Below are 24,454 nucleotides of genomic sequence, written 5' to 3' on the forward strand. Positions count from 1 at the left end.
AAATCCTACTAATTTTTTTAAAATTGTGTCATAATGAAAACAATACTTCGGCAGCCGAAAGAAATGTGGTGTGACGCGTGTTAAAAATCTTCAAGTTTTCCCTTAAATATAAATGGTTCATGGTGATTGCCCTGTTGTGTATGCTGACGGAGCTCACGGTGGAACTGCTCCAGCCATTCTTCATCTCGAAGGTGATCGATGACGGCATCGTCGCAGGCGAAATCGATGTCGTATGGATCTACCTCGGTGTCATGCTTGGGCTCAGCCTTGTATCATTTGCCGCCGGCATCATCAACTCATATTTTGCAAGTTTCGTCGCGACGAACTTCAGCTATGACCTCAGGACGGCACTTTTCAAAAGGATACAGAACTTCACGCTCTCGACGTTGTCCAAGTTCCCGACATCGAGCCTGATCACGCGGCTGACGCAGGATGTGCTCCAGACGGAGATGCTGCTTTACATGTCGCTCAGAATCGTCCTGAGGGCGCCGCTGCTTGTGGTGGGGTCCCTCATCATGTCATTCGTCGTCAACCCGACACTCGGATTCTACCTGTCGGTGCTGACGCCGTTCCTGCTGATCTTCCTCTACATAGTGGCAAAAAAAGGGGCGGCGATATTCCTGCGTGTCCAGAAGCGGCTCGATAAGCTGAACCGCTTCATACAGCAGAACCTTGAGGCGGTAAGGCTCATAAAAGCAAACGACCGTGCGGAATTTGAAAACAATAAATTCTTCAGTGTCGCAAGGAACCTCAAAAACGACACCGTAGGGGGACTCCGCCTGATGGAGTCCATCCTGCCGGTGCTCCTCATCATAATGAACACGAGCCTGCTGCTCGTCATATGGGCATCGTCCGATCTGCTCCAGACGGGGAATGTCCAGATCGGTGAAGTCGTGGCCGTCATCAACTACGGCCTCCGGATGCAGGGCGGATTCTCAATGTTTGCATTCATCATCATCGCCTACTCCCGCTCGAAGGCGAGCAGTGAGCGGATGAATGCCGTGCTAGATGCTCCGATCGTCGATAACAATAACGACATCATCAACAAGGAGGCGAAGGCGGGCTCGGTCAAATTTGAAAATGTCTCGTTCAAATATCCAGGGACCACACGCTACGTATTGAAGGATATCTCCTTTGAAGTGGCGGAAAATGAGAAGCTCGTCATCATGGGCGGTACCGGTTCCGGCAAGAGCACCCTGATCAGCCTGATCCCGAGGATGTATGATGTCATCGAAGGGCGGGTGCTCGTCAACGGCATCGATGTCAAGGACTGGAATGAAGAGGACCTCAGGCAGACGATCGGTTACGTGCCGCAGTCCGCGATCCTGTTCTCCGGCTCCATCTATGAAAACCTGTTGTGGGGGGATGAGGAGGCACTGCATACGGATATCGTCTCATCCACCGAAAAAGCGCAAATCCATGAAAACATAAAAGCGTTCGACCATGAGTATAAGACAATCGTGGGACAGCGCGGCGTGACATTGTCCGGCGGCCAGAAGCAGCGCCTGTCGATTGCACGCGCACTGGTCAGGCGGCCGTCGATCCTCATCCTCGATGACAGCACCTCGGCACTCGACATCAAGACAGAATCCGCACTGTGGTCGGCTTTGGACGGCGAGGAAGCGACACGCATCGTCATCACCCAGAAAATTGTGACGGCGAAGACGGCAGACCGGGTCATACTGCTTGATGACGGCAGGATCAGCGCCATCGGCTCCCATGATGAACTCCTCGAAAAGTCGGAGCTGTACCGCAGGATCAACGCATCCCAACATGAAGGGGGTCATCTGGATGATTGATAAAATAAAAAGGCCGTTCGGCTATGAACCTGTCCTGGAGAAAGAGGAGATCGGCCGCGGCAAAAAGAAAGAGGATCAGCGTGCCAGCGACTTCTGGGGCACACTGGTGCGGCTGTGGCAGTTCATGCGGGGCGAGCGGAAGCTTTTATACTTCATCATCTTCACCGTCATGATCACGAGCCTCCTCACCATCGTCGGCCCGTTCATGATCGGCTACACGGTGGACAATTACCTTGTCGTGCAGCAATTCGACGGGCTGATCAGCCTTTTATTGTTCATATTTATCGTCTATGTGGCATCCGCCGGCACCCAGTATCTGGCATCCTTCCTTATGGTGGGGCTTGCCCAGAGGACGATCTACAACCTACGGGTGCGGCTGTTTTCACATATGCAGCAGCTGTCGGTGCGCTTCTTCGATAAAAGGCAGCATGGCGAACTGATGAGCCGCATGACCAATGATATCGAGACGCTGTCACAGACGATGAACTCCTCATTCATCCAGTTCACGACGAGCATCGTCACACTGCTTGCCACGGTATCAGTCATGATCTACTTAAGTCCGCTTTTGACGCTGCTCACGATGACGATCGTGCCGCTCCTCATATTCGGTGTGGCGTTCGTCACAAGGCGGACCGGCCCATTGTATAAGAAGAGGCAGCGGCGCACGGGTGAGCTGAACGGCTATATCGAGGAGGTCATCTCCGGACAGGAGATCGTGAAGGTGTTCTCCCAGGAGGAGCGGACCATCAACGATTTCGAGGAGCGGGCAGCTAACCTCCGCCATGTCACTTTCTGGGCCCTCCTGTATGCTGGGTTCATCCCGAAGATCATGAACATGCTGAACAATATCAGCTTTGCGATTGTCGCAGGAGCGGGCGGGCTGATGGCCCTCTATACCGACGGGCTGATCACCATCGGGACGATCGTCATCTTCGCCGAGTTCGCGAGGCAGTTCACGCGCCCGCTTGCCGATCTTTCCAACCAGTTCAACCAGGTGTTGTCAGCAATCGCCGGTGCAGAGCGGGTGTTCACCATCATCGACACCGAAGCCGAAACCGATGACGGCACGATAGAAGATAGAAAAATCGAAGGGTATATCGACTTCAAAAATGTCTATTTCTCCTATGATAAGGAACAGTATGAACATACGATCCAGGATCTGTCGTTCACGATAGACGCCGGCGAATCCGTCGCGCTGATCGGGGCGACGGGGGCGGGCAAGACGACGGTGATGCAGCTGCTCGCACGGTTCTATGAAGTGGACGGCGGCGAGATACTGATCGACGGCATCAACCTTACGGATTACAAACGCCATACCGTCCGCTCGCAGACGGCTTTCGTCCTGCAGGACCCTTACCTGTTCGAAGCGACGATCAGGGAGAACATCCGCTACGGCAGGCTGGATGCGACGGATGAGGAAGTCGAGGAGGCAGCGAAGCTCGCCAACGCGCACGATTTCATCGTGCAGCTTGAGGACGGTTATGACACGGTGCTCGAGCTGGATGAGGGCTTTATTTCCCAGGGGCAGAAGCAGCTCATATCGATCGCCCGGGCACTCGTCACCGACCCTGCGATACTGCTGCTGGATGAAGCGACTTCAAGTATAGACACCGTGACGGAACTGAAAATCCAGGAAGCGCTCGAACATCTGATGAAAGGCCGGACGAGCATCATCATCGCCCACCGGCTGAACACCATCAAGGCCGTCGATCGGATATTCGTCCTTGAGGATGGACGGATGCTCGAATCGGGTACGGAAGAGGAACTGCTTGAGAAGAAGGGCCGCTACCATGAAATGATCAATGCGAAATGATTGTGTGAATCACACTTTAAGGCACACCGCAAATACTGCGGTGTGTCTTTTATTTGAATTTACATGTCCGGGACTTCAAGAAAAATTAAATTGACTTTAAATTATTCACGAAAACCTATATACTGAATAAAGATATTTCAATGGAGTAAATGGGGTTTTAATATGAATGAAGAACAGAGACTGGATGCTTCAAAAGTCACCCGTAAAAAAGAAGAGAAAGATTACAGCCAATACTTCCAGCATGTCTACCAGCCGCCGAACCTCAGGGATGCCAGAAGGCGCGGCAAGACTGAAGTCGAATATCATTCAGATTTCAAGATCGATGAGCGCTTCAAGGGACTCGGCAAAGGGCGCAAGTTCTTTATCCGCACCTACGGCTGCCAGATGAACGTGCATGACACCGAAGTCATCGCCGGCATCCTTGCAGCACTCGGCTACGAACATACAGATACGACAGACGATGCGGATCTGATTTTACTGAATACATGCGCGATCAGGGAAAATGCCGAAAATAAGGTGTTCGGTGAGATCGGCAATCTGAAGCACGTCAAACAGAACAACCCGGAAGTTTTGATCGGGGTGTGCGGATGCATGGCGCAGGAAGAGTCCGTCGTCAATAAAATCATGAAATCATATCAGAACGTGGATATCATCTTCGGTACACATAATATCCACCGTCTGCCGAATATACTGGATGAAGCCTACATGTCCAAGGAGAAAGTGATTGAAGTATGGTCGAAGGAAGGCGATGTCATCGAGAATCTGCCGAAAGTGCGCGAAGGCGGCACGAAGGCATGGGTGAACATCATGTACGGCTGCGATAAATTCTGTACATACTGCATCGTACCCTTCACACGCGGCAAGGAACGCTCACGTATGCCGGAAGACATACTCGAGGAAGTGAGGGATCTTGCAGCAAGAGGCTACCAGGAGATCACCCTGCTCGGGCAGAACGTCAACTCCTACGGCAAGGACCTGAAACTGGATTACAGTTATGACCTCGGCGATCTGATGCGTGATGTGTCCGGGACGGATATACCGCGCGTGCGCTTCACGACGAGCCATCCGTGGGATTTCACGGACAATCTGATCGAAGTGCTCGCCACAGGCAAGAACCTGATGCCGCATATCCATCTGCCGGTCCAGTCGGGCAATAATGATGTTCTGAAGATCATGGGCCGGAAATACACCCGCGAGGAATACCTTGAACTCGTAGGCAAAATCAGGGATAAGATGCCGGATGTGGCACTCACGACGGACATCATCGTCGGCTATCCGAATGAAACGGAAGAACAGTTCCTGGATACGATGACGCTGTATGAGGAAGTCGGTTTCGAGCATGCCTACACTTACATCTATTCCCCGAGGGACGGCACACCTGCCGCCAAAATGGAGGATAATGTGAGCGATCAGGACAAGAAGGACCGCCTCCAGCGTCTGAACCGCCTGGTCACGCATTATACGCGCGATGCCCTCAGCAAGTATCAGGGTGAGTACGTGAATGTGCTGTGCGAAGGCACCAGCAAGAAGCGTGATGACATTTATGCAGGTTATACGGACAAGAGCAAGCTCGTGAATTTCACGGCACCCGGTGATGAAGTCATCGGAAAAATAGTTAAAGTAAAAATCACTGAAACGAAGAATTATTCCCTGATGGGTGAATTTGTGGAAGTGCTTAATGAAGAAAAGGTGGAAGCGTAATGTATACAAAGCAGGAAATAGTGGCAGAAGCAAAGAAACTGGGCAAGATGATGGCTGAGACGGAGCAGGTGGAATTCTTCAAGAAGGCGGAAGCCAAAATCCATGAAAACAAAGAAGTGCGCGAAAGGATGGCGAGCCTGAAGAGCCTCCAGAAGCAGGCAGTCAACTTCCAGAACTACGGCAAGGAACGTGCCTACCAGATGACGGAGGAGAAGATCAGCAAAATCCAGGATGAACTGGATGAAATGCCGATAGTGAACCAGTTCCAGGAATCCCAGAAGCAGGTCAATGAACTTCTGCAGCTCGTCTCCCATGCGATCAGCAGGACCGTGACCGAAGAAGTCATCACTTCGACGGGCGGGGATCTGCTCATGGGTGAAACGGGCGCTGCCGTCAGGAACAGGCCGAATCAGGAACCTATTGAATAATAATGAATCGAAGTCAGCTGTACGCCCGCCGGTGTACAGCTGTTTTCATTTGGGGGAGTGGGGATCATGACAAGAAAATTGACGGTAACGAGTATACTGATCGCACTGAATGTGGTGCTCGGGATGATTGTGACGATACCGCTCGGTTTCATCAGGGCGGCACCGGTGCAGCATCTGATCAATGTGATCGGTGCGGTGCTTACCGGACCGTGGGTCGTGCTGCAGGCATTCGTCTCTTCGACCATACGCATCCTGCTCGGCACCGGCACACCGTTCGCCTATCCGGGCAGCATGGCGGGTGCGCTCCTGGCATGGCTTTTGTACCGGCGCCTGAAAAAACTGCCGGCTGCAGTGGCCGGGGAAGTCATCGGCACCGGACTGATCGGTGCACTGATGACTTATCCGCTCATACTGGTTCTCGGGCTGGATGGCAGCTTCTTCATGGTCCTTGCCCCGGCATTCATCGTCAGCAGCCTGATCGGTGCGCTGATTTCCTGGTTCATCTTAAGGCAGCTGGAGAAGCGCAATGTGTTGTCCAGGATGATGGATGAGCGTTAATCCCTTCAAACGAGACTTTGAATGATGATATAATTGAAGAGATAAAATTATTGATTTGGAAGTGTTATTATGGCGACATCAGTCACACCGATGATGAAACAATATTTAACGATCAAGGAGCAGCATGAGGATGCCCTCCTGTTCTTCAGGCTGGGCGATTTCTATGAGCTGTTCTATGATGATGCCGTGACGGCGAGCAAGGTCCTTGAAATCACCCTGACTTCAAGGGATAAGAAGAAGGACCCGATCCCGATGTGCGGTGTGCCGCACCATTCCGCGAGGAACTACATCGCCAAGCTGATCGACAACGGCTACAAAGTGGCGATCTGTGAACAGATGGAGGACCCCCGGGAAGTCAAGGGCATGGTCAAGCGCGATGTCGTCCGGGTCATCACGCCGGGCACGCTGATCGATGACTTCGGCATGGAGGACGGCAGGAACAACTACCTGCTCGCCCTGTATGAGGAAGCAGGCCTCTACAGCGCTGCCTATGCAGACATTTCAACGGGTGAGCTTTATGCATTCAGCACGTCTGATGAAGATGAGCTGAGGAGCGAAGTGGAGCGGGTGGAACCGTCGGAAATCGTCGTCGATGAAGGTAGTGCACATCTGCTCGGCATGATCTACAACGATCCGCCGCTCTATACGGTGTACGGTGAAGCGGAGGCGCATGATGTCGAGAAGGAAGAGGGGGTCTCCGAGGACGAAGCGCTGAATCTCCTCCTTTCATATATCAGTGCAAATAATATGAAGAGCCTCATACATTTCAGGCCGGTGAGGAAACACAGCATCAGCGGCGCCATGAAGCTCAACCATGCGGCGATCTCCAACCTGGAGCTTTTAAGCAACTTACAGACGAAAAAGGAAAAAGGGTCGCTCTTCTGGTATCTGAACCGGACGGAGACGCCGATGGGCAAAAGGAAGCTCCGCTCATGGATTGAACGCCCCCTGATGAACATTTCGGAAATCAAGGCGAGGCACGATGTCGTCAACATTTTCCTCGACAACTTCATCGAGCGGGCGGACCTGATCAAACTCCTGAACCAGGTCTATGATATCGAGCGGCTCGTCGGGCGTCTGAGCTTCGGCAATATAGATGCAAAAGACCTGATACAGATCAGGGATTCACTCGAAGGGCTCCCGGCCATCAGGGATATACTGACAGAACTCGGGCTGCTCGAATTCCCGATCTTCAAAGGGTTCGATGCACTGGAGGACCTCCACCGCATACTGGATGACAGCCTGCTCGACCCGCCGCCGAAAACCGTGAGGGACGGCAACATATTCAAGTCGGAATATGATGAGAAATTATCCGAACTGAGGTATATCCAGGACAATGCAAGGAGCTACCTGAATGAATACCTTGAAGCGGAACGTGAGCGGACCGGCATCAAAAACATCAAGATCGGCTTCAATAAAGTATTCGGATATTTCATTGAAATCTCAAAAGTCAATGCGATGAATTTCGATGCGGAGAAATTCGACTACAGCCGCAAGCAGACTTTGACGAATGCCGAACGGTTCATCACGCCTGAACTGAAAGAGATGGAGACGAGGATACTGACCGCAGAAGATGAGAGCATCGTGCTTGAATACCGTCTGTTCACCGAACTTCGGAAAGAGATGGAGGCCTATATGGAACGGCTCCAGAAGACGGCGGAGATGATTTCGACACTCGACTGCCTGCTTGCGTTTGCGGAAGTCTCAAATACCTACCGGCTGACCGAGCCGGAATTCGACCGTGAAAAGTTCGAAGTGGAGGACGGGCGGCACCCGGTCGTCGAGAAGGTGATCGGCGAGAACACTTATGTGCCGAACGATTTGAAGATGGATGAGGGGGAATTCATCTATCTGATCACCGGGCCGAACATGTCGGGGAAGAGCACTTATATGCGCCAGGTCGCAATCATCAGCATCATGGCCCAGATGGGCATGTTCGTCCCTGCCAAAAGGGCGGTGCTGCCGATATTTGATGCCATCTTCACACGGATCGGCGCAAGTGATGACCTATCCAGCGGCAAATCGACGTTCATGATCGAAATGATGGAGGCGAACGAGGCGCTCCGTAAGGCGACGAAGGACAGCCTGTTGATCTTCGATGAGATCGGTCGGGGCACTTCCACGTACGACGGCATGGCGCTTGCCGAAAGCATGCTCGTCTACATCCACAACTTCATCGGGGCGAGGACTTTATTCTCAACGCACTACCATGAACTGACCAGACTGGACGCGGAGCTCGCGGGCCTCGGCAACTATCACGTCAAGGCGACCGAATATGACGGGAAGCTCGTCTTCCTCCATAAGGTGAAGCCGGGGGCGGTGGAGAAGAGCTACGGCATCCATGTGGCACAGCTCGCCGAACTGCCGGAGGAGGTCACTTCCTACGCAAGGGAGAAGCTCGCAGCGCTCGAATCCGGCCGTACTTCCGGGTCAGCCGATGTCTACCAGCTCGAGCTGCCCCTCGATGACCTCGAGACCGCGGCCGGGGACAGAGCGTCGGACGTGGTCCAGGCGCTGAAGGCGGTGGATGTGAACACATTGACGCCGCTTGAAGGGCTGCAGAAGCTTTCTGAACTGACCAGCATGGTAAAGGATGATTACAATGAGTAAAATAAAGATCCTCGATCCAAAAATACAGAATAAGATCGCCGCAGGCGAAGTCGTCGAACGGCCGAGCTCGGTCGTCAAGGAACTGATCGAGAATTCCATCGATGCCGGCGCCTCTGAAATCCAGGTGAGCATCGAAGAGTCGGGCATGAAGGAGATTAGGGTGATCGACGACGGAGAGGGCATCGAGGCAGAAGATGCCCCGCTCTTATTCGAGCGCCACGCGACGAGCAAGATCGGCAATGACTACGACCTCTTCCAGATACGGACGATGGGGTTCCGCGGCGAGGCGCTCGCAAGCATCGGCGCCGTGGCGAAAGTCACGCTCGAAACCATGAACCGGGACTCGGAGCCTGTAAAACTCCAGTATGACGGTGGGGTCATTGCAGCGAACGAACCCGGAAAAGCACGCATCGGCACAGATATAACAATCCGTGAACTGTTCTTCAACACACCGGCAAGGCTGAAGTATGTCCGCTCATTAAGGACGGAGGCGGGGAAGGTGATCGACATCATACAGCGCATGGCGCTGAATCATCCGGCCATCAGCTTCACGCTGCTGATCGACGGCAAGGAGAAGCTCCGCACGAGCGGCAAGGGTGATTTGAAGGCGGTGATCGCTGACATATACGGCATCAATGTCGCAAGGCTCGCCGTGCCCGTTGAGGCGAGGACCCCGGACTTCCACATTACAGGCTATATCGTCCGGCCGGAAGTGACCCGGAGCCACAGGAACTTCATCAACCTGGCCGTCAATCAGCGGTTCATCAGGAACTTCAGGCTGAGCCAGAGCATCATCAACGGGTATCATACACTGCAGCCGAAAGATAAGTATCCGGTTGCGGTGATCAATATGGAGATGGACCCGAAGATCGTCGATGTGAACGTCCATCCCGCCAAAACGGAAGTGAGGTTCTCAAAAGAGCATGAACTGAACGCACTCGTCGAGCAGACCGTAAGGGAGGCCCTTCGGGAGGAGACGCTCATCCCCGATGTTGAGAAGGGCGTGAAGAAACATGAAAAGGAAAAAACCGAGCAGCCGGGCTTCGACTTCAGGCCGCCCGAGGCAAAAGCGGCACCGGAACCCCGCCGGGGCACCGGCTACAGTACCCTCAGCGTCCGGGAGACACCAGTAAGCCGTTCTGAGTCATGGCCGAAAGTGTCCGGAACGGAGAAGCGGGCAGATTACAGCACCGGGAGGAACCCGAAAAGGGAGAAGTCACCTTTCCGGAAACCTGCGCAGACGTCGACGGGCACTTCCGAAGCAAAGCCCCTGGAGAAGGAGAAACTCCCTTACCTTGAAATCATCGGCCAGCTGCACGGCACGTATATACTGATGCAGAACGACAGCGGCATGTATATGATGGACCAGCACGCCGCGCAGGAAAGGATCAAATACGAATACTATTATGAAAATATACAAAAAAACGGGGACGGTGTGCCGCTGCTGATCCCGTACACGTTCGAATTTCCGCTGGATGATGTCATCACGATCGATGAGAAACTGCATGACTTGAGGGATCTCGGCTTTGAGATAGAAAAGACGGGTACGAAAAGTTACTCGGTCTCCCGCTATCCCGACTGGATCAAGGCAGATGATCCCGAAGAGGACATCGCATCACTCATCGATTTCATCTGTCATAAAGATCATTTCAGCGTCAACGACTACAAAGAGGAAATGTCCATAATGATGAGCTGCAAAAAATCGATCAAAGCGAATCATTACCTGGATAAACGGCAGATGGAGGCCCTGCTGGAAGAGCTGAACCGGTGCGACAGTCCGTATACATGCCCGCACGGCAGGCCGGTCATCATACAGATGACGACGTATGAGATTGAAAGGATGTTCAACAGGATCATGAAATAGGGGGGAACCGGATGATTTCCTATGAGGAAGTTCACAACGGAGAGTACAAAATAAAGGCCAAAGTCTTCAGGCCGGATGCGCCCGTCGCTGCTGTGCAGGTACTCCACGGCATGGCGGAGCATATGGAGAGGTATGACGAGTTCTGCACATGGCTGATGGCCAATGACATCTTCACCGTCATCCACAACCACAGGGGGCACGGGGCGGAGACGGACAACCCGGGCCACTTTGCAAGTTTCGATGACCTGATGGAAGATGCATTGTGCGTAAAGACGCTCATCCCCCGGCATCTGGAGATTTCCATACTCGGCCATTCCATGGGGTCGATCGTCGCAAGACGGCTGCTGGCCCTGCCCGATTATGATGCAGGGATACTCATCGGCACCGGCAGCAAAAGGGGGCTCACCAACGGTGTACTGTCAATTCTGATGGGCGGTGCGAAACGCTTCGTGCCTGAAATGCGCGGTGACTGGCTGACGCGGCTCGCCTTCTTCGGATATGACGGACACTTCCCTGAAAACGAGCAGAACCGCTGGCTGTGCAGCGACATGGATGTCGTACACCAGTATAACAGTGACGGCTTCTGCGGCCGCAACATGACTTTCAATGCACTCGCAGAAATCGTAAAGAACATCAGGGCGGCGGATTCCGCTGAGACGCTGAAGCGTTATCAGCCGGACACCCGGGTTTTACTGATCGGCGGAAAAGAAGATCCCTTCTCCGGTTTCGGCAGGGACATACGGATATTGGCCCGGAAAATGGCGCCGTATGCGGGTCCCGTCACCGTGCAGTTGTATGAGACGAGCCGGCATGAAGTGTTGAATGAGAAAAACAGGGAACAGGTATATCAAAAACTTTTGGAATGGGTGATGTCACATGTCGACCAATGAAAAATTAATAGTGCTGATCGGTCCGACCGCGGTCGGTAAAACTGCACTGTCGCTCGATATCGCGGAAAAATTCGATTTTGATATCATTAGCGGGGATTCGATGCAGGTATATGAGCATATGGATATTTTGACGGGGAAGATCAAGCCTGAAGAGATGAGGGGCATCGTCCACCATATGATCGATATAAAGAAGCCGGAGGAAAGTTTCTCGGTCCATGATTTCAAGCTCGAAGTGGATGATCTGATAGACACTTATCACGAAAATGATAAAATACCGTTCATCGTGGGCGGCACCGGACATTATATAAGGGCGCTGATCTATGATTATGATTTCCATGATGAAGATGATGCCGATAAAAGGGAATTGATGGAAAGGCTGGATAAACTGAGCACCACGATACTGTACGGCCGGCTGAAGGAGATATCCGAGGACCTGGCGTCGAAAGTCCACCCCAACAACAGGCAGAGGATACTCAGGCAGCTCATCAAATTCGAATTGTCCGAAAGGATCAGCCACCGCCGGGCGGTGAAGGACTCTGACTATCAACACAAGCCCAAATATGATACATTTATAATAGGGTTGGAACGCGAACGTTCCATATTATACGACAGGATCAACGAACGAGTTGAGGATATGTTCGATAACGGGATCGCTGAAGAAGCCGAAAAGTTATACAAGGAACATAAACTGTCGACGACGGCCAAAGGGGCAATAGGATACAAGGAGTTCCTCCCTTATTTCGAAGGTGACATCTCTTTGCAGCAGGTGAAGGAGAACATCAAGCAGAACACACGCCATTTTGCGAAAAGACAGTTGACGTTCTTCAGGAACCAGCTGGATGTCAATTGGTATGACATGGAGGACGAAACGAGCAAAGAGAAGATCTTCGACGATCTGAATCAGTTTTTAAGAACATGAAAAAGGGGTATGAGACTATGAACAATGTAAATCTTCAGGATGAGTTTTTGAATGAAATCAAGGATGAGGACATGGAAGTCACGGTGATTCTGCAGAACGGCTTCCAGATGAAAGGCAAGATCAAGGATTTCGACAAGTATGTGATCAAAGTGGAATCCGGCGGTAAAAGCCATATGATCTACAAACATGCGATCAGTACATTTGTAAAATAATAAAACCCATCCAATTTTGGGTGGGTTTTATCTTTAGCCGCTGAGCAGCTGCCGGATTTCATCTTCGAGCTGCAGGACGGGGGTGCGGGGTGAATGACGTGAAACGACCCGCCCTTCACGAGAGATGATGAACTTTGTATAGTCCCATTTCACTTGATTTTTGAAAAGTGCAGATTTGCCTTCAGTAAGATACTGGAAAAGTGGATGGATTTCCTTACCTCTCACATGGACGGTCTCCATGATGGGGAAAGCAGGAGTGTAGGCAGCTTTTTCTTTATTGCCTGCAAGAAGATTTGCCACTGGTATCCTCATGGTGAAGTCTTCAGAGGGAAAGCCGAGTACATTGAAGCCGACTTCTTTATATTTCCTGTACAGATGTTCAAGATCGGCCAGCTGCTCCGTATATTCGGGCTCCGCCGGCATATTGATGATCAGCACCACTTTTCCTTCATAATCTTCCATGGAGTGCTCATGACCATCTGCATCTTTAAACTTCAAGTCGTATATATGTGTTTTCACTTGAAGCGCCCCTTTCTGATAAACAAACGAATATTCTATATATATTATGTACACTAAATATAATGGATTTAAACATTTATTTAAGACGAAATAAACTGATGGAGGTGAACCGGCTGTATGTCTGAAAATTTAAAAGGCATCATCATCGCAGTGAATACATTCGATGTGAAAGATATCCACTCCGAGGTGGAGGAATTGAAAAGTCTGGCGCTGTCCAGCGGAATCGAGGTCGTCGGTTCGTATATTCAAAACAGGACCAGGATCGATCCGAAAAGCTATGTCGGCATCGGCTTTCTGGAATCCGTGGCGGCAGAGCATGATGAAGGCATAGATTACTGCATCATCAATAATGAAATCACGGCGAGCCAGAACAGGCGGATTGAATCCGTCCTGGATATGAAAGTCATCGACCGGACACAGGTCATCCTGGATATATTCAGCTTGAGGGCCCACAGCAAAGCAGGCCAGCTGCAGGTCGAGCTTGCACAGCTGGAATACCTTGTGCCGCGGCTGAAAGGCCAGGGCATCAATTTATCCAGGCTCGGCGCGGGGATCGGCACACGGGGCCCGGGTGAGACGAAACTTGAAACGGACAGGCGCCATATCAACACCCGCATCAAAGAGATCAAGAACCAGCTGAAGACGATCATCAACCACCGGGAGCGGTACCGTGCAAAGAGACAGAAGAACCAGGTGGTCAAAGTGTCCCTGATCGGCTACACGAACGCGGGCAAATCCACACTGTTCAACATCATGGCGGACAGTGATGCGCTCGAACAGGATAAACTGTTCGCAACACTCGATCCGAAGACGCGGCAGGTGACGACACCTGGCGGCTTCGAATGCATTTTGACGGATACGGTCGGTTTCATCCAGAACCTGCCGACCACGCTGGTCGAAAGCTTCAAATCGACGCTCGAGGAAGCCGGCGACAGTGACTTCATCATCCATGTGATCGACAACAATGCAGAAAACCTCATGACCCATTATGATACCGTCAAGTCACTCATGAAGGAGCTGGACATGACGGACATCCCGCAGATCATCTTCTTCAACAAGAGTGATTTGAACGACCGCGAAAATCTGATCACCGATGAACCTGCTGTGTATGTATCGAAAAACACCCCGCAGCAGGAGATCAACCAGCATCTTGAGGACTTTATGAAAGAGCATTTCGAAAAATATGAAGTCGAATTGTCCGCCGGGGATTCCCATTTATACTACCCCTTGAAAAGCGCGACGATCATCGGGGGGACAAGTACGGATGAAGAGACGGGACATCTTAAAATAGAAGGATATTCACCGGAAGGTGGATGGATTGAAAGGATTGTAGGCAGTGACGACATTGGCAGTGCAAAATCTGATTGAGGAATCTCTTGAGGAGATCGAACCGATCATCAAAGACAATAAAAGAATGGCATATAAGAACTTTTCAAAAGTGATGCAGGCTTTTCTGGATAATGAAGTGAGCGATACGGATTTCGCAGGCACGACCGGCTACGGCTACAATGACATCGGCCGTGACAAGCTTGAAGATATTTACCGGGATGTGTTCAGGGCGGAGGACGCGCTCGTCAGGAGCCAGATCATCTCCGGCACCCATGCGATCAGCCTCGTGCTGCTGTCGCTGCTCAGAAAAGGCGATGAACTCCTCTACATCACGGGGACACCTTACGATACGCTGGAGAAAGTCGTGGGCAGCAGCAAAGATGATATCGGCAGCCTTTATGATGAAGGCGTGTCATACAGGGAAGTGGAACTTAAGGACGGGACTTTTGATGCTGAAGGCATCATGGAGGCCATCAATGACAGGACCAGAGTGATCGGCATCCAGCGGTCGAGGGGCTATTCACTCAGGGCATCGACGACGATCGATGAAATTGAAGCGGTCTGCCGCACGATCAAAGAAAAGCATCCTGAAGTCATCATCTTCGTCGACAACTGCTATGGTGAATTCGTCGAAGAGCGTGAGCCTCTGGAAGCGGGGGCGGACATCATGGCCGGCAGCCTGATCAAGAACCCCGGCGGCGGCCTTGCCAAGATGGGCGGTTATATCGCAGGCCGGGCTGACCTTGTGGAAAGGGTGAGCTACCGTTTGACGGTGCCCGGCATCGGGAAAGAGATGGGGGCAAGCCTGAATGTGCTCACCGATATGTTCCAGGGGTTTTATATGGCACCCCATGCTGTTGCAGAGAGCCTGAACGGTGCGGTGCTGACGAGCCATGTGCTCGGCAGGATCGGCATGGAGACGGACCCGAAACCCGCAGATAAAAGGACGGATCTGATCCAGACGGTCAGTTTCAACACTGAAGACGAGATGATCAAATTCGTCCAGATGATACAGAAGGCGAGTCCGGTGAATGCCAAGTTCATGCCGATACCCGACCTGATCCCCGGGTACCAGAATCCGGTCATCATGGCAGCAGGCACATTCGTGCAGGGTGCATCCCTTGAACTGAGTGCAGACGGTCCGATCAGGCCGCCCTACACCGTCTATGTACAGGGCGGGCTTGTCATGGAACACGTCATCTATGCGCTGCATATGGCTTTGAAAGAATTAATCTGAATTTCGATTGGAGATGGAGATAATGACGTTCGGTTTCAATTTTGAAACGACTTACAGGCAGCTGTCCCCGCACTTTTATACAGAGACAGAACCTGAAAAATCCAGCAGCCCGGAGATGCTGCTGTTCAACACCGGGCTTGCCCTGAGCCTCGGGTTGGAAGCATCGGCCCTCAATTCACCGGAAGGCGCGGAAGTGCTGTCCGGCAATAAGATCGTCGGGGAGACACCGATTGCCATGGCATATGCCGGACACCAGTTCGGAAGCTTCACACGGCTTGGCGACGGCCGGGCAGTGCTCCTCGGGGAGCATGTCCATGCAGGCCAGCGTTATGATATACAGCTGAAAGGCTCCGGACGGACGAAATACTCCCGTTCCGGGGACGGCCGTGCACCGCTCGGACCGATGCTCCGGGAATATGTGGTGAGTGAAGCGATGCATGCACTCAGGATCCCGACGACAAGAAGCCTTGCCGTCACCCTCACCGGGGACACCGTAAGACGGGAGACAATGCAGAAAAGCGCCGTTCTGACAAGGGTCGCAAGCAGCCATTTGAGGGCGGGCACTTTCCAGTATGCGATCATCGAAAGTGAAGAAGCTGCAAAAGAGCTTGCCGATTATGCAATAGAGCGTCATTATCCGGACTTTGCCGACAAGGAGAACAAATATGAGTTGTTTCTCGAGGCCGTCGTCCATGCCCAGAGCTACCTGATTGCGAAATGGCAGTCGATCGGCTTCATCCACGGTGTGATGAATACGGATAATATGGCGATCAGCGGGGAGACGATCGATTACGGGCCATGTGCATTCATGGATTATTACGATCCGAAGACAGTATACAGCTCAATCGACGTCCAGGGCAGATACCAGTTCAGGAACCAGCCCGGCATTGCACAGTGGAATCTCGCCAAGTTCGCTGAAACGCTTCTGCCGCTGCTCAATGAAAATCAGGAGAAGGCGATCGAAATCGCCCAGGAGAAGCTCGATAACTACAAGGATCTGTACCAGGCGTACTGGCTGTCGGATATGGTCAATAAAATAGGCATACCGACGCCGGAGGAAAGCGATGTGGCGCTTGTACTCGACCTGCTTGAGATAATGGAAGAGGAGGCGCTGGATTATACCTCCACATTCAGGGCGCTGTCCCTTGGAAACATCGAGAGCATCAAGGTGAAAGATGAGGAAAAGCTGAACGGATGGCTCAGCAGATGGAAATCGGCACTTGGTGAAAAAGACCAGTCCCTCGAGGATGCCCATATGCTGATGATCAACACCAACCCTGCAGTCATACCGCGCAACCATCTGGTGGAGGAAGCTTTGTTCTATGCCGAGAAGACCGATGACCTTTCCAAAGTCAAAAAGCTGGTGGAAGTGCTCGAGACACCATTCGATGATTCACATGATGAATATTATAAGCGGCCGCCGAATGAAGAAGAGATGATACGGAACACTTTCTGCGGCACATGAATATTGAAGACCGCATCTGCCTCAGCAGATGCGGTCTTCAATTTTTCTCCCGGCCGATCGCGTATCCCTTAATCAGGGTATATGTCACATCGAGGACGGGTGTCTCGAGGTGTCCCTTGTTGTCATGGAAATATTTTTGTATAAATTCATATTCTGTGGCGGTGTCGTTCATTACGTCATAATACATGCTTGTGCCCATATGGTCCGGATAGCTCCGGAACAACCGGATCGATTCATCAATGAAGTCATCGTTGATGATACGGGATTTTTGGTTGATCACGGCCTGGCCTTCCTTAAGCAGCGCTTCTGTCAGGGCGGTGATATCGGAATCCCGGAATATACGGGCGGTGTTGCGTGATAAGGCCGTGATGGTGTTGACCCCGAGATTGATGAGCAGCTTTTCATACCGCAGCTTTTCAAATTCCGGGTCTTTATTGATTTCAAGAAGGATATTTTCATCCCGTTCAATATGTTCAATGAGACGGTCGAGATGACGGCGGGGTGCATCTGCGATGATCAGCCGGCTGTCCCTGAAATGCTCGATATGATCCTCTTTCTTCTGGCCGCTGATATAGACGACCGCCGGGATGCTGTTTTGGAACCAGGTGTCATACCCCATGCCGTTCTGGCACAAAACGATTTCCGTCCCTTCGTGCGAGACGGCCGGGATGACCGGCTTCAAGTGTTCAAGTGCGGTCGCTTTTGAGGCGATGAAGATGATGTCATACCGCTTACCCCGGGCCCCGTCAATCGTTTGTACAGGGTGATTGTATGTAATATATTCCCCGTTTTCATAAATGGTGAAGCCGCTGCTTGCACGCCTCGAGTATAAATCGACATCGAAATCCGTCTTCTTCAGTTCCCTTGCAATGATGCTCCCGACGGCGCCAATCCCTATGCAGGCGATTTTCATTCATAATACCTCCAATTGTAATGAGTATAATGTGGTAGAATAATTATAACTTAATGATCACTCAGGAGGGAAATTAATGAAATCGACAATGGATTTTATTGAAATGAAAAAGAGCGGTGAAAAGATCACGATGCTCACCGCTTATGATTATCCGAGTGCACGGCAGGCGGAAGCCGCAGGCATCGATATGATCCTTGTGGGGGATTCGCTCGGCATGACGGTGCTCGGCTACGCCTCGACGGTGGAAGTGACGCTCGAGGACATGATCCATCATGCCAAAGCCGCAAGACGCGGGGCGCCGGATACATATATCGTGGTGGATATGCCGTTCGGCACGTACCATGTCAGCCATGAGGAAGCGGTGAGGAACGCCATCATGCTGTATCAGGAAAGCGGTGCCAATGCCGTAAAAATCGAGGGTGCACACCTCAAGGAGTTCGTCCATCATCTGATCGATGCAGGCATACCGGTCGTCGGGCATCTCGGACTCACTCCTCAGGCCGTCGGCCTAACGGGCTTCAGGATGCAGGCATCCTCCAGGGAAGAGGCGGATGAACTCATCGAAACGCTTCAGAACTTTGAAGCACTCGGTGTGGTGATGGCCGTGCTTGAAGCGATACCGTCAGATCTTGCTGAAAAGGCTGCCCGTGAGACCCAGATGCCTTTGATCGGCATCGGGGCGGGTGTCGGCACCGACGGACAGGTGCTCGTCTATCATGATGTGCTCAAATACGGCACAGGCAGGCCGCCGAGGTTTGTAAAACAGTACGGCGACTTCGACGAAGCAGGCAGCAAAGCCATCGGGGAATACATTACAGAAGTGAAGGATCAGAAATTCCCGGATGAGAACACTACTTATAAAAAGAAGGTATATGAGGATGAGAACAACGGGTAAAATCAAGGAAATCAGGGAGTATTTAAAAAATGCGGACACCGGGGGCGTCGCGCTCGTGCCCACGATGGGGGCACTGCACAGCGGACATATGAAACTGGTGCAAGAGGCGAAAAAACATGCCGAAACGATCGTCGTGAGCATCTTCGTCAACCCGCTCCAGTTCGGACCTGATGAAGATCTGGACAACTATCCGAGGGATCTGGAAAGTGATCTTGAAATCTGCAGGGAAGCGGGAGTGGACTATGTCTTCCATCCGGAGACGGAGGAGATGTACCCGCGTGAACTTGAACTCGACATTTCACTGAACAGCATGGCGGATGTGCTGGACGGCGTCAAACGCCCGGGCCATTTCGAGGGTGTCGTCACGGTCGTCAATAAACTCTTCAATATCATCGAGCCGGACTATGCGACGTTCGGTGAAAAGGACAGGCAGCAGCTGATGATCATCCAGCGGATGGTCGAAGACTTCAACCATGACATCGAGATTCTCCCGGTTGAAACGGAAAGGCATGAGAGCGGCCTCGCCAAAAGCAGCCGGAACATGAACTTGAGCGGACAGGAACTGTCGGAGGCCCCGCATGTCTATAAAAGCCTGAAGCTGGGTGAGGAACTCATCCAGTCCGGGGAGAGGGATCCAGCACTTGTCCTCGGGAAAATAAAAGATCACATCGGCCGGCATACCGGCGGGAGGATTGATGATGTGCAGATTTTCAGTCATCCGGATCTCAATCCTGTGACACGCATCGAATCGGATGTCATCATCTTCATCGCCGTACAATATGAAAAGGCGCGTCTGATCGACAACCTCCTGGTGAAGGTGGAGGGCCAGTCCTGAAGGCAGGATGATTGATTTCATCAAGGCACTGCCGATTGTCCGGCTCCAATAACCAAACTTTTGCACTGAAGCGGGTGAAGCCATGTTAAAAAAACTGATATATCTGGCGGTGCTGACAGTGATCGCCTTCTTCGTGCATCCGGCAGCCGGGTCCTATGATTTCAGGAAGGGGCTGGACGGCGGCTATGCCATGGAATGGCTGAACATGTATGTACTGCCGAACTATGATACATCCAAAATAGAACAGGTCAACAGCGCACAGTCATATTCCGTCAGATATGAAATCGGCGGCACTTTCGCCATGGCACCCGGGGACACCAGGGTGGTCGGCAGTGAATACGGCGGTGAGTTCCATATCATCAACCAGAACGATATATTCCATATGCTGCTGGTGAATGACGGCAGGATTACCGGTGCGTATACGAACAATGATGAAGTCACGGTCGATTCCATCAATATTCAGGGCATGGACCGTAAGAGGATACATGAAATCTACGGGGAGCCGGTGGGCACCGTGGACAAAGGTGAGAAACGCCTGATCGTGGAAAATGATGAATATGACGTTTTTGAAATCGATGACATCTACGTCTACTTCTTTTATGATCTGCATGAAGCAGACAAAGTGAACGGCCTGCTCATCGTGGCGCAGCCGGAGATGGAAAACGGCGGGCTGTACAATCATCCTTCCGCCGCTGATAATGAAGAGATGAAATTCCACCTGGTCAACGCCACACGCATCCAATACGGCGCCGGGGCGCTCGATCACCATGAGGGGGCGGCTGATGCTGCAGGCAGGCACAGCGAAGATATGGCGGACAATGATTATTTTTCCCATGATTCACCTGACGGCGGCACTTTGAAGGACCGTATGGAGGAACAGGCGGTCCGGTTCAGGCTGGCCGGAGAAAATATCGCAATGGGCCATACTTCACCGATATTTTCTCACCACAGTCTGATGAATTCAGAGGAGCATCGTGTGAATACGCTGAATGATGCCTACACCCACCTCGGCATCGGTGTGGATTACAACTCAGAAGATGTGCCGTACTATACAGAGAATTATATAAAAAAATGAAATCCGCCGGGGACGCCCCCGGCGGATTTCATTTTTGTGCCTAAAATTCCCTGAACAGACCGACGACTTTCCCGAGTACAGTGACGCTGTCGAGGTAGATCGGTTCAAGTGTATGATTCTCCGGCTGCAGACGGTAGTAGCCCTTCTCCTTGTAGAACCGTTTGACGGTCGCTTCATCATCTTCGGTCATCGCAACGATGATGTCACCATTATGGGCGATGTTCTGTTTGCGGACGATGACCCGGTCCCCGTCAAAGATGCCGGCTTCGATCATACTGTCCCCGGCGACATTGAGGAGGAAGATTTCACTGTTATGGTTGGCCGTGAAATGTTCCGGCAAAGGGAAGTATTCATCCACATTTTCAACTGCCGTAATCGGCAGCCCGGCCGTGACCTTACCAAGGACAGGGACCTGGATCACTGGAGTATGAGCCTGGTTTTCCACCTGCACGACCTCGATGGCACGCGGTTTGGTGGGGTCCCGCCTGATATAGCCTTTATCTTCGAGTTTGGCCAGATGCCCGTGCACCGTTGAACTGGATTGCAGACCAACAGCATTTCCGATCTCCCTGACACTCGGCGGATAGCCTTTATCCTGTACGGTTCTTTTTATAAATTGAAGAATCTGTTTCTGTCTGTCGCTTAATTCTTTCATAATATGACCTCCAGCCCTTTATTTATAATAATGATAACATATCCGGACATCTGTTACAAACGTTTGTTCGCTAAAGGGTTGACCTAGAACGTCTGTTCTGTTACCATGTGAATACAAACAGATGTTCGAGGAGGAGTTCGTATTGACCAGTGAATTCAGAGGATTTGCCTTATTATTCGTTACAGTGGTGATGGTGGGCACGATATACATCTTCTTCAACGGTGAAGATGAGAACGCATATTCTGATAAATTATATACAAAAGAAGTGCACAATGAAATCATGGCAGTCGAACGGGATGCGAACACTCCGGATGAAATCGATGGCCTTATGGAAGATGCGATGCTGACAGACGGCGATCATGAAGAGGATTTGAAGTCGGTCACCATGGTCGAGTAAATATTTAAGTATGGGAATGGTCTCATACTTTTTTTTATGTTAAATTATATAAGAAAGGATTGAGGTCTAATGCTCGAAAAAAGTAAACTTGACCGTATAAATGAACTTGCGAGAAAGAAGAAGGCCGGGAACCTGACTTCAAAAGAAGCGGCGGAGCAGAAAGAACTGCGCCAGGAATATTTGAAGGCATTCCGCCAATCATTCAAATCCCAGGTTGAACATACGAAAGTGATCGATCCGGAAGGCAGCGACGTCACTCCGGAAAAGCTGAAGACGATCCAGAAAGAGAAAAATATCAGAAAATAGAGGAGATTTTAAAATGGCTTTCGATAAGACTGATCAATTAGCAATCAACAGGATCCGGACGCTTTCAATCGACGCGATTGAAAAAGCGAATTCAGGTCACCCGGGTCTGCCGATGGGTGCGGCACCGATGGCATATACACTGTGGAGCAGGCATCTGAATTTCAACCCGAATTCAATGTCGTGGTTCGACCGTGACCGTTTCGTCCTGAGTGCAGGGCACGGGTCGATGCTGATATACAGCCTGCTGCACCTTGCAGGCGGACTTGAAATGGAAGAGATCAAAAACTTCAGGCAGTATGAATCCAAAACCCCGGGGCATCCGGAGTTCAAGCATACCGAAGGTGTGGAGATCACGACCGGACCCCTCGGCCAGGGCTTTGCGATGAGCGTGGGCATGGCGATGGCGGAAAAGCATCTCGCTGCCAAATACAACACCGGTGAATTTAAAGTGGTGGACCATTTCACCTATGTACTGGCGAGTGACGGCGACCTGATGGAAGGCATCTCGCATGAGGCGGCTTCCCTTGCAGGTCATTTGAACCTCGACAATCTTATCGTGCTGTACGATTCCAATGATATTTCCCTCGACGGCGATCTGGATAAGAGCTTCTCCGAAGACATCGGGAAAAGATTTGAAGCATACGGCTGGGATTACCAGCTCGTCAAAGACGGCAACGACCTGGAGGAAATCGATCAGGCGATCAGCAATGCCAAAGCTGCAGACAAACCGTCAATGATTGAAGTGAAGACGGTGATTGGCTACGGCGCACCGACCAAGTCGGGCAAGAGTGATGCACACGGTGCACCGCTCGGACCGGATGAGCGCAAAGCTGCATTTGAATATTACGGCCTGGACCCTGAGGAAAGCTTCAAGGTCGAGGACGAAGTGTACAAGCGCTTCAATGAGACATTGAACAAACGCGGCAACGAGGCACAGGAAGCATGGCTTGACCTGGTTGAAGAATACAGTAAAGCCGAGCCTGAAAAGGCGGTGGAATTCAAGGCTGCAATCAATGAAGAGGTGCCGGAGGGCTACGACGAAGCACTTCCGAAATATGAAGCAGGCACCAAAAAGGCGACACGCGGCACTTCCGGCGACATGATCCAGGAACTGTCGAAATCCGTTCCGTCATTATTCGGCGGCGCGGCCGACCTTGCAGGAAGCAACAAGACTGCAGTGAGCGGTGAGGAAGACTTCAGCAAAGACAACTATGCAGGCAGGAACATCTGGTTCGGCGTACGCGAATTCGCAATGGCCGCTGCATTGAACGGCATGTCCGCACACGGCGGCATCAAACCTTACGGCGGCACCTTCTTCGTCTTCAGTGATTACCTGAAGCCGGCCATGCGCCTGAGCGCACTGATGAAACTGCCGGTCACGTATGTCCTGACCCACGATTCGATTGCGGTCGGCGAAGACGGCCCGACGCATGAACCGGTTGAACAGCTGGCAGGACTGCGTGCAATCCCGAACCTGAACACGATCCGCCCTGCTGACGGCAATGAGACGAGAGCTGCATGGAAAGTCGCAATCGAGGCAACGGATGCACCGACTGCACTCGTGTTGACCCGTCAGGATGTGGAAGTGACCGATGCCGATTACGATACTGTTGAAGAAGGCGTGAAACGCGGCGGCTACATCATTTATGATGAGGGCGATGACGCGATCGTCTTCGCTTCCGGCAGTGAAGTGCCGCTCGCTGTGAATGCTGCGGAAAAACTGAAGGAACAGGGCGTCAAAATCAAAGTCGCCTCCATCCCGAACATGCAGGCGTTCATGAAGCAGGATGAGTCCTATAAGGACAGTGTGCTGAATAAGCACATCGCCAACCGTACGGCTGTGGAGATGGCGGCAAGCTTCGGCTGGCACCAGTTCACAGGCATCGACGGCAAACTGCTGACGATCGATACATTCGGCGCAAGTGCACCGGGCAACATCGTCGTCGAGAAATACGGCTTCACAGTAGAACAGGTGATGAGGACCATTTTGGAAAAATAGTTTATTGAAAATCAGGTGATTTTACGATAAACTAT

General features: G+C 51.7%; 22 protein-coding genes. 19 read left to right on the plus strand and 3 right to left on the minus strand.

The genetic code is table 11. The annotated features are described in order from the left end of the window. Window positions 1–77: 77 nt before the first annotated feature. The 10 genes from LPW40_RS01510 to hfq all read left to right on the plus strand — a co-directional run bounded on the left by LPW40_RS01510 (window position 78) and on the right by hfq (window position 12,794). A complete protein-coding gene (locus LPW40_RS01510) occupies window positions 78–1,799 on the plus strand; it encodes an ABC transporter ATP-binding protein (RefSeq protein WP_230820476.1) in 1,722 nt (573 codons plus the stop codon). After that, the gene (locus LPW40_RS01515; protein ID WP_230820477.1) at window positions 1,792–3,612 is read left to right on the plus strand and encodes an ABC transporter ATP-binding protein; all 1,821 of its coding nucleotides are present in this window, start codon (window positions 1,792–1,794) and stop codon (window positions 3,610–3,612) included. Before LPW40_RS01510 ends, LPW40_RS01515 begins: the two co-directional genes overlap by 8 nt. A 162-nt stretch (window positions 3,613–3,774) precedes the next feature. Beyond that, on the plus strand, window positions 3,775–5,313 hold the full coding sequence (gene miaB / locus LPW40_RS01520) for a tRNA (N6-isopentenyl adenosine(37)-C2)-methylthiotransferase MiaB (protein ID WP_230820478.1): 1,539 nt from the start codon (window positions 3,775–3,777) through the stop codon (window positions 5,311–5,313). Then, window positions 5,313–5,741 carry a YlbF/YmcA family competence regulator gene (locus LPW40_RS01525; RefSeq protein WP_230820479.1) on the plus strand — a complete coding sequence of 143 codons (429 nt, stop codon included), beginning with the start codon at window positions 5,313–5,315 and terminating at the stop codon, window positions 5,739–5,741. The genes miaB and LPW40_RS01525 overlap by 1 nt, the downstream gene beginning before the upstream one ends. Before the next feature lie 66 nt (window positions 5,742–5,807). Continuing rightward, window positions 5,808–6,299: an energy coupling factor transporter S component ThiW gene (thiW, locus tag LPW40_RS01530; protein ID WP_269063157.1), complete on the plus strand. Its 492-nt coding sequence runs from the start codon at window positions 5,808–5,810 to the stop codon at window positions 6,297–6,299. 69 nt (window positions 6,300–6,368) lie between these two features. After that, complete coding sequence (mutS, locus tag LPW40_RS01535; protein WP_230820480.1) at window positions 6,369–8,909, plus strand: DNA mismatch repair protein MutS; 2,541 nt, start codon at window positions 6,369–6,371, stop codon at window positions 8,907–8,909. Then, on the plus strand, window positions 8,902–10,773 hold the full coding sequence (gene mutL, locus LPW40_RS01540; RefSeq protein WP_230820481.1) for a DNA mismatch repair endonuclease MutL: 1,872 nt from the start codon (window positions 8,902–8,904) through the stop codon (window positions 10,771–10,773). The genes mutS and mutL overlap by 8 nt, the downstream gene beginning before the upstream one ends. A gap of 11 nt (window positions 10,774–10,784) precedes the next feature. Further along, window positions 10,785–11,663, plus strand: a complete 879-nt coding sequence (locus tag LPW40_RS01545) for an alpha/beta fold hydrolase (protein WP_230820482.1) — start codon at window positions 10,785–10,787, stop codon at window positions 11,661–11,663. Next, window positions 11,650–12,582 (plus strand): tRNA (adenosine(37)-N6)-dimethylallyltransferase MiaA, encoded by a 933-nt coding sequence (gene miaA / locus LPW40_RS01550; protein WP_230820483.1) that lies wholly within the window; start codon window positions 11,650–11,652, stop codon window positions 12,580–12,582. The genes LPW40_RS01545 and miaA overlap by 14 nt, the downstream gene beginning before the upstream one ends. Before the next feature lie 17 nt (window positions 12,583–12,599). Next, window positions 12,600–12,794 carry an RNA chaperone Hfq gene (hfq, locus tag LPW40_RS01555; RefSeq protein ID WP_230820484.1) on the plus strand — a complete coding sequence of 65 codons (195 nt, stop codon included), beginning with the start codon at window positions 12,600–12,602 and terminating at the stop codon, window positions 12,792–12,794. Between the two features lie 33 nt (window positions 12,795–12,827). Here the strand turns inward: hfq and LPW40_RS01560 are convergent, their stop codons facing one another. Beyond that, window positions 12,828–13,313 carry a glutathione peroxidase gene (locus LPW40_RS01560; RefSeq protein WP_230820485.1) on the minus strand — a complete coding sequence of 162 codons (486 nt, stop codon included), beginning with the start codon at window positions 13,311–13,313 and terminating at the stop codon, window positions 12,828–12,830. 117 nt (window positions 13,314–13,430) lie between these two features. Here LPW40_RS01560 and hflX point away from each other — a divergent pair, with 117 nt between their 5' ends. Genes hflX through LPW40_RS01575 form a run of 3 tightly spaced genes read left to right on the plus strand, consistent with a single transcriptional unit; the run spans window position 13,431 to window position 17,344 of the window. Beyond that, window positions 13,431–14,681, plus strand: a complete 1,251-nt coding sequence (hflX, locus tag LPW40_RS01565) for a GTPase HflX (protein ID WP_230820486.1) — start codon at window positions 13,431–13,433, stop codon at window positions 14,679–14,681. Next, the gene (locus LPW40_RS01570; protein WP_230820487.1) at window positions 14,659–15,879 is read left to right on the plus strand and encodes a methionine gamma-lyase family protein; all 1,221 of its coding nucleotides are present in this window, start codon (window positions 14,659–14,661) and stop codon (window positions 15,877–15,879) included. The genes hflX and LPW40_RS01570 overlap by 23 nt, the downstream gene beginning before the upstream one ends. A gap of 13 nt (window positions 15,880–15,892) precedes the next feature. Then, on the plus strand, window positions 15,893–17,344 hold the full coding sequence (locus LPW40_RS01575; protein ID WP_230821048.1) for a protein adenylyltransferase SelO: 1,452 nt from the start codon (window positions 15,893–15,895) through the stop codon (window positions 17,342–17,344). Window positions 17,345–17,381: 37 nt separating this feature from the next. Here LPW40_RS01575 and LPW40_RS01580 read toward each other — a convergent pair whose 3' ends face one another. Further along, window positions 17,382–18,257 carry a ketopantoate reductase C-terminal domain-containing protein gene (locus LPW40_RS01580; RefSeq protein WP_230820488.1) on the minus strand — a complete coding sequence of 292 codons (876 nt, stop codon included), beginning with the start codon at window positions 18,255–18,257 and terminating at the stop codon, window positions 17,382–17,384. Between the two features lie 76 nt (window positions 18,258–18,333). Here LPW40_RS01580 and panB point away from each other — a divergent pair, with 76 nt between their 5' ends. From panB to LPW40_RS01595, 3 genes are all read left to right on the plus strand, one after another. Beyond that, complete coding sequence (gene panB, locus LPW40_RS01585) at window positions 18,334–19,152, plus strand: 3-methyl-2-oxobutanoate hydroxymethyltransferase (protein ID WP_230820489.1); 819 nt, start codon at window positions 18,334–18,336, stop codon at window positions 19,150–19,152. Then, the gene (gene panC, locus LPW40_RS01590) at window positions 19,130–19,987 is read left to right on the plus strand and encodes a pantoate--beta-alanine ligase (RefSeq protein ID WP_230820490.1); all 858 of its coding nucleotides are present in this window, start codon (window positions 19,130–19,132) and stop codon (window positions 19,985–19,987) included. Before panB ends, panC begins: the two co-directional genes overlap by 23 nt. 82 nt (window positions 19,988–20,069) lie before the next feature. Next, entirely contained in the window at window positions 20,070–21,062 is a 993-nt protein-coding gene (locus LPW40_RS01595) for a CAP domain-containing protein (RefSeq protein ID WP_230820491.1), read from the plus strand. A 40-nt stretch (window positions 21,063–21,102) separates the two neighbouring features. Here the strand turns inward: LPW40_RS01595 and lexA are convergent, their stop codons facing one another. Then, a complete protein-coding gene (lexA, locus tag LPW40_RS01600) occupies window positions 21,103–21,717 on the minus strand; it encodes a transcriptional repressor LexA (protein WP_230820492.1) in 615 nt (204 codons plus the stop codon). A gap of 142 nt (window positions 21,718–21,859) precedes the next feature. Here lexA and LPW40_RS01605 point away from each other — a divergent pair, with 142 nt between their 5' ends. The 3 genes from LPW40_RS01605 to tkt all read left to right on the plus strand — a co-directional run bounded on the left by LPW40_RS01605 (window position 21,860) and on the right by tkt (window position 24,419). Further along, the gene (locus LPW40_RS01605; RefSeq protein WP_230820493.1) at window positions 21,860–22,114 is read left to right on the plus strand and encodes a hypothetical protein; all 255 of its coding nucleotides are present in this window, start codon (window positions 21,860–21,862) and stop codon (window positions 22,112–22,114) included. A 69-nt stretch (window positions 22,115–22,183) separates the two neighbouring features. Further along, a complete protein-coding gene (locus LPW40_RS01610) occupies window positions 22,184–22,420 on the plus strand; it encodes a DUF896 domain-containing protein (RefSeq protein WP_097038445.1) in 237 nt (78 codons plus the stop codon). A gap of 13 nt (window positions 22,421–22,433) precedes the next feature. Further along, window positions 22,434–24,419: a transketolase gene (gene tkt / locus LPW40_RS01615; protein ID WP_230820494.1), complete on the plus strand. Its 1,986-nt coding sequence runs from the start codon at window positions 22,434–22,436 to the stop codon at window positions 24,417–24,419. Window positions 24,420–24,454 lie beyond the last annotated feature (35 nt).

Source organism: Salinicoccus halitifaciens (assembly GCF_021026095.1).
In the GTDB taxonomy this organism is placed as follows: domain Bacteria; phylum Bacillota; class Bacilli; order Staphylococcales; family Salinicoccaceae; genus Lacicoccus; species Lacicoccus halitifaciens.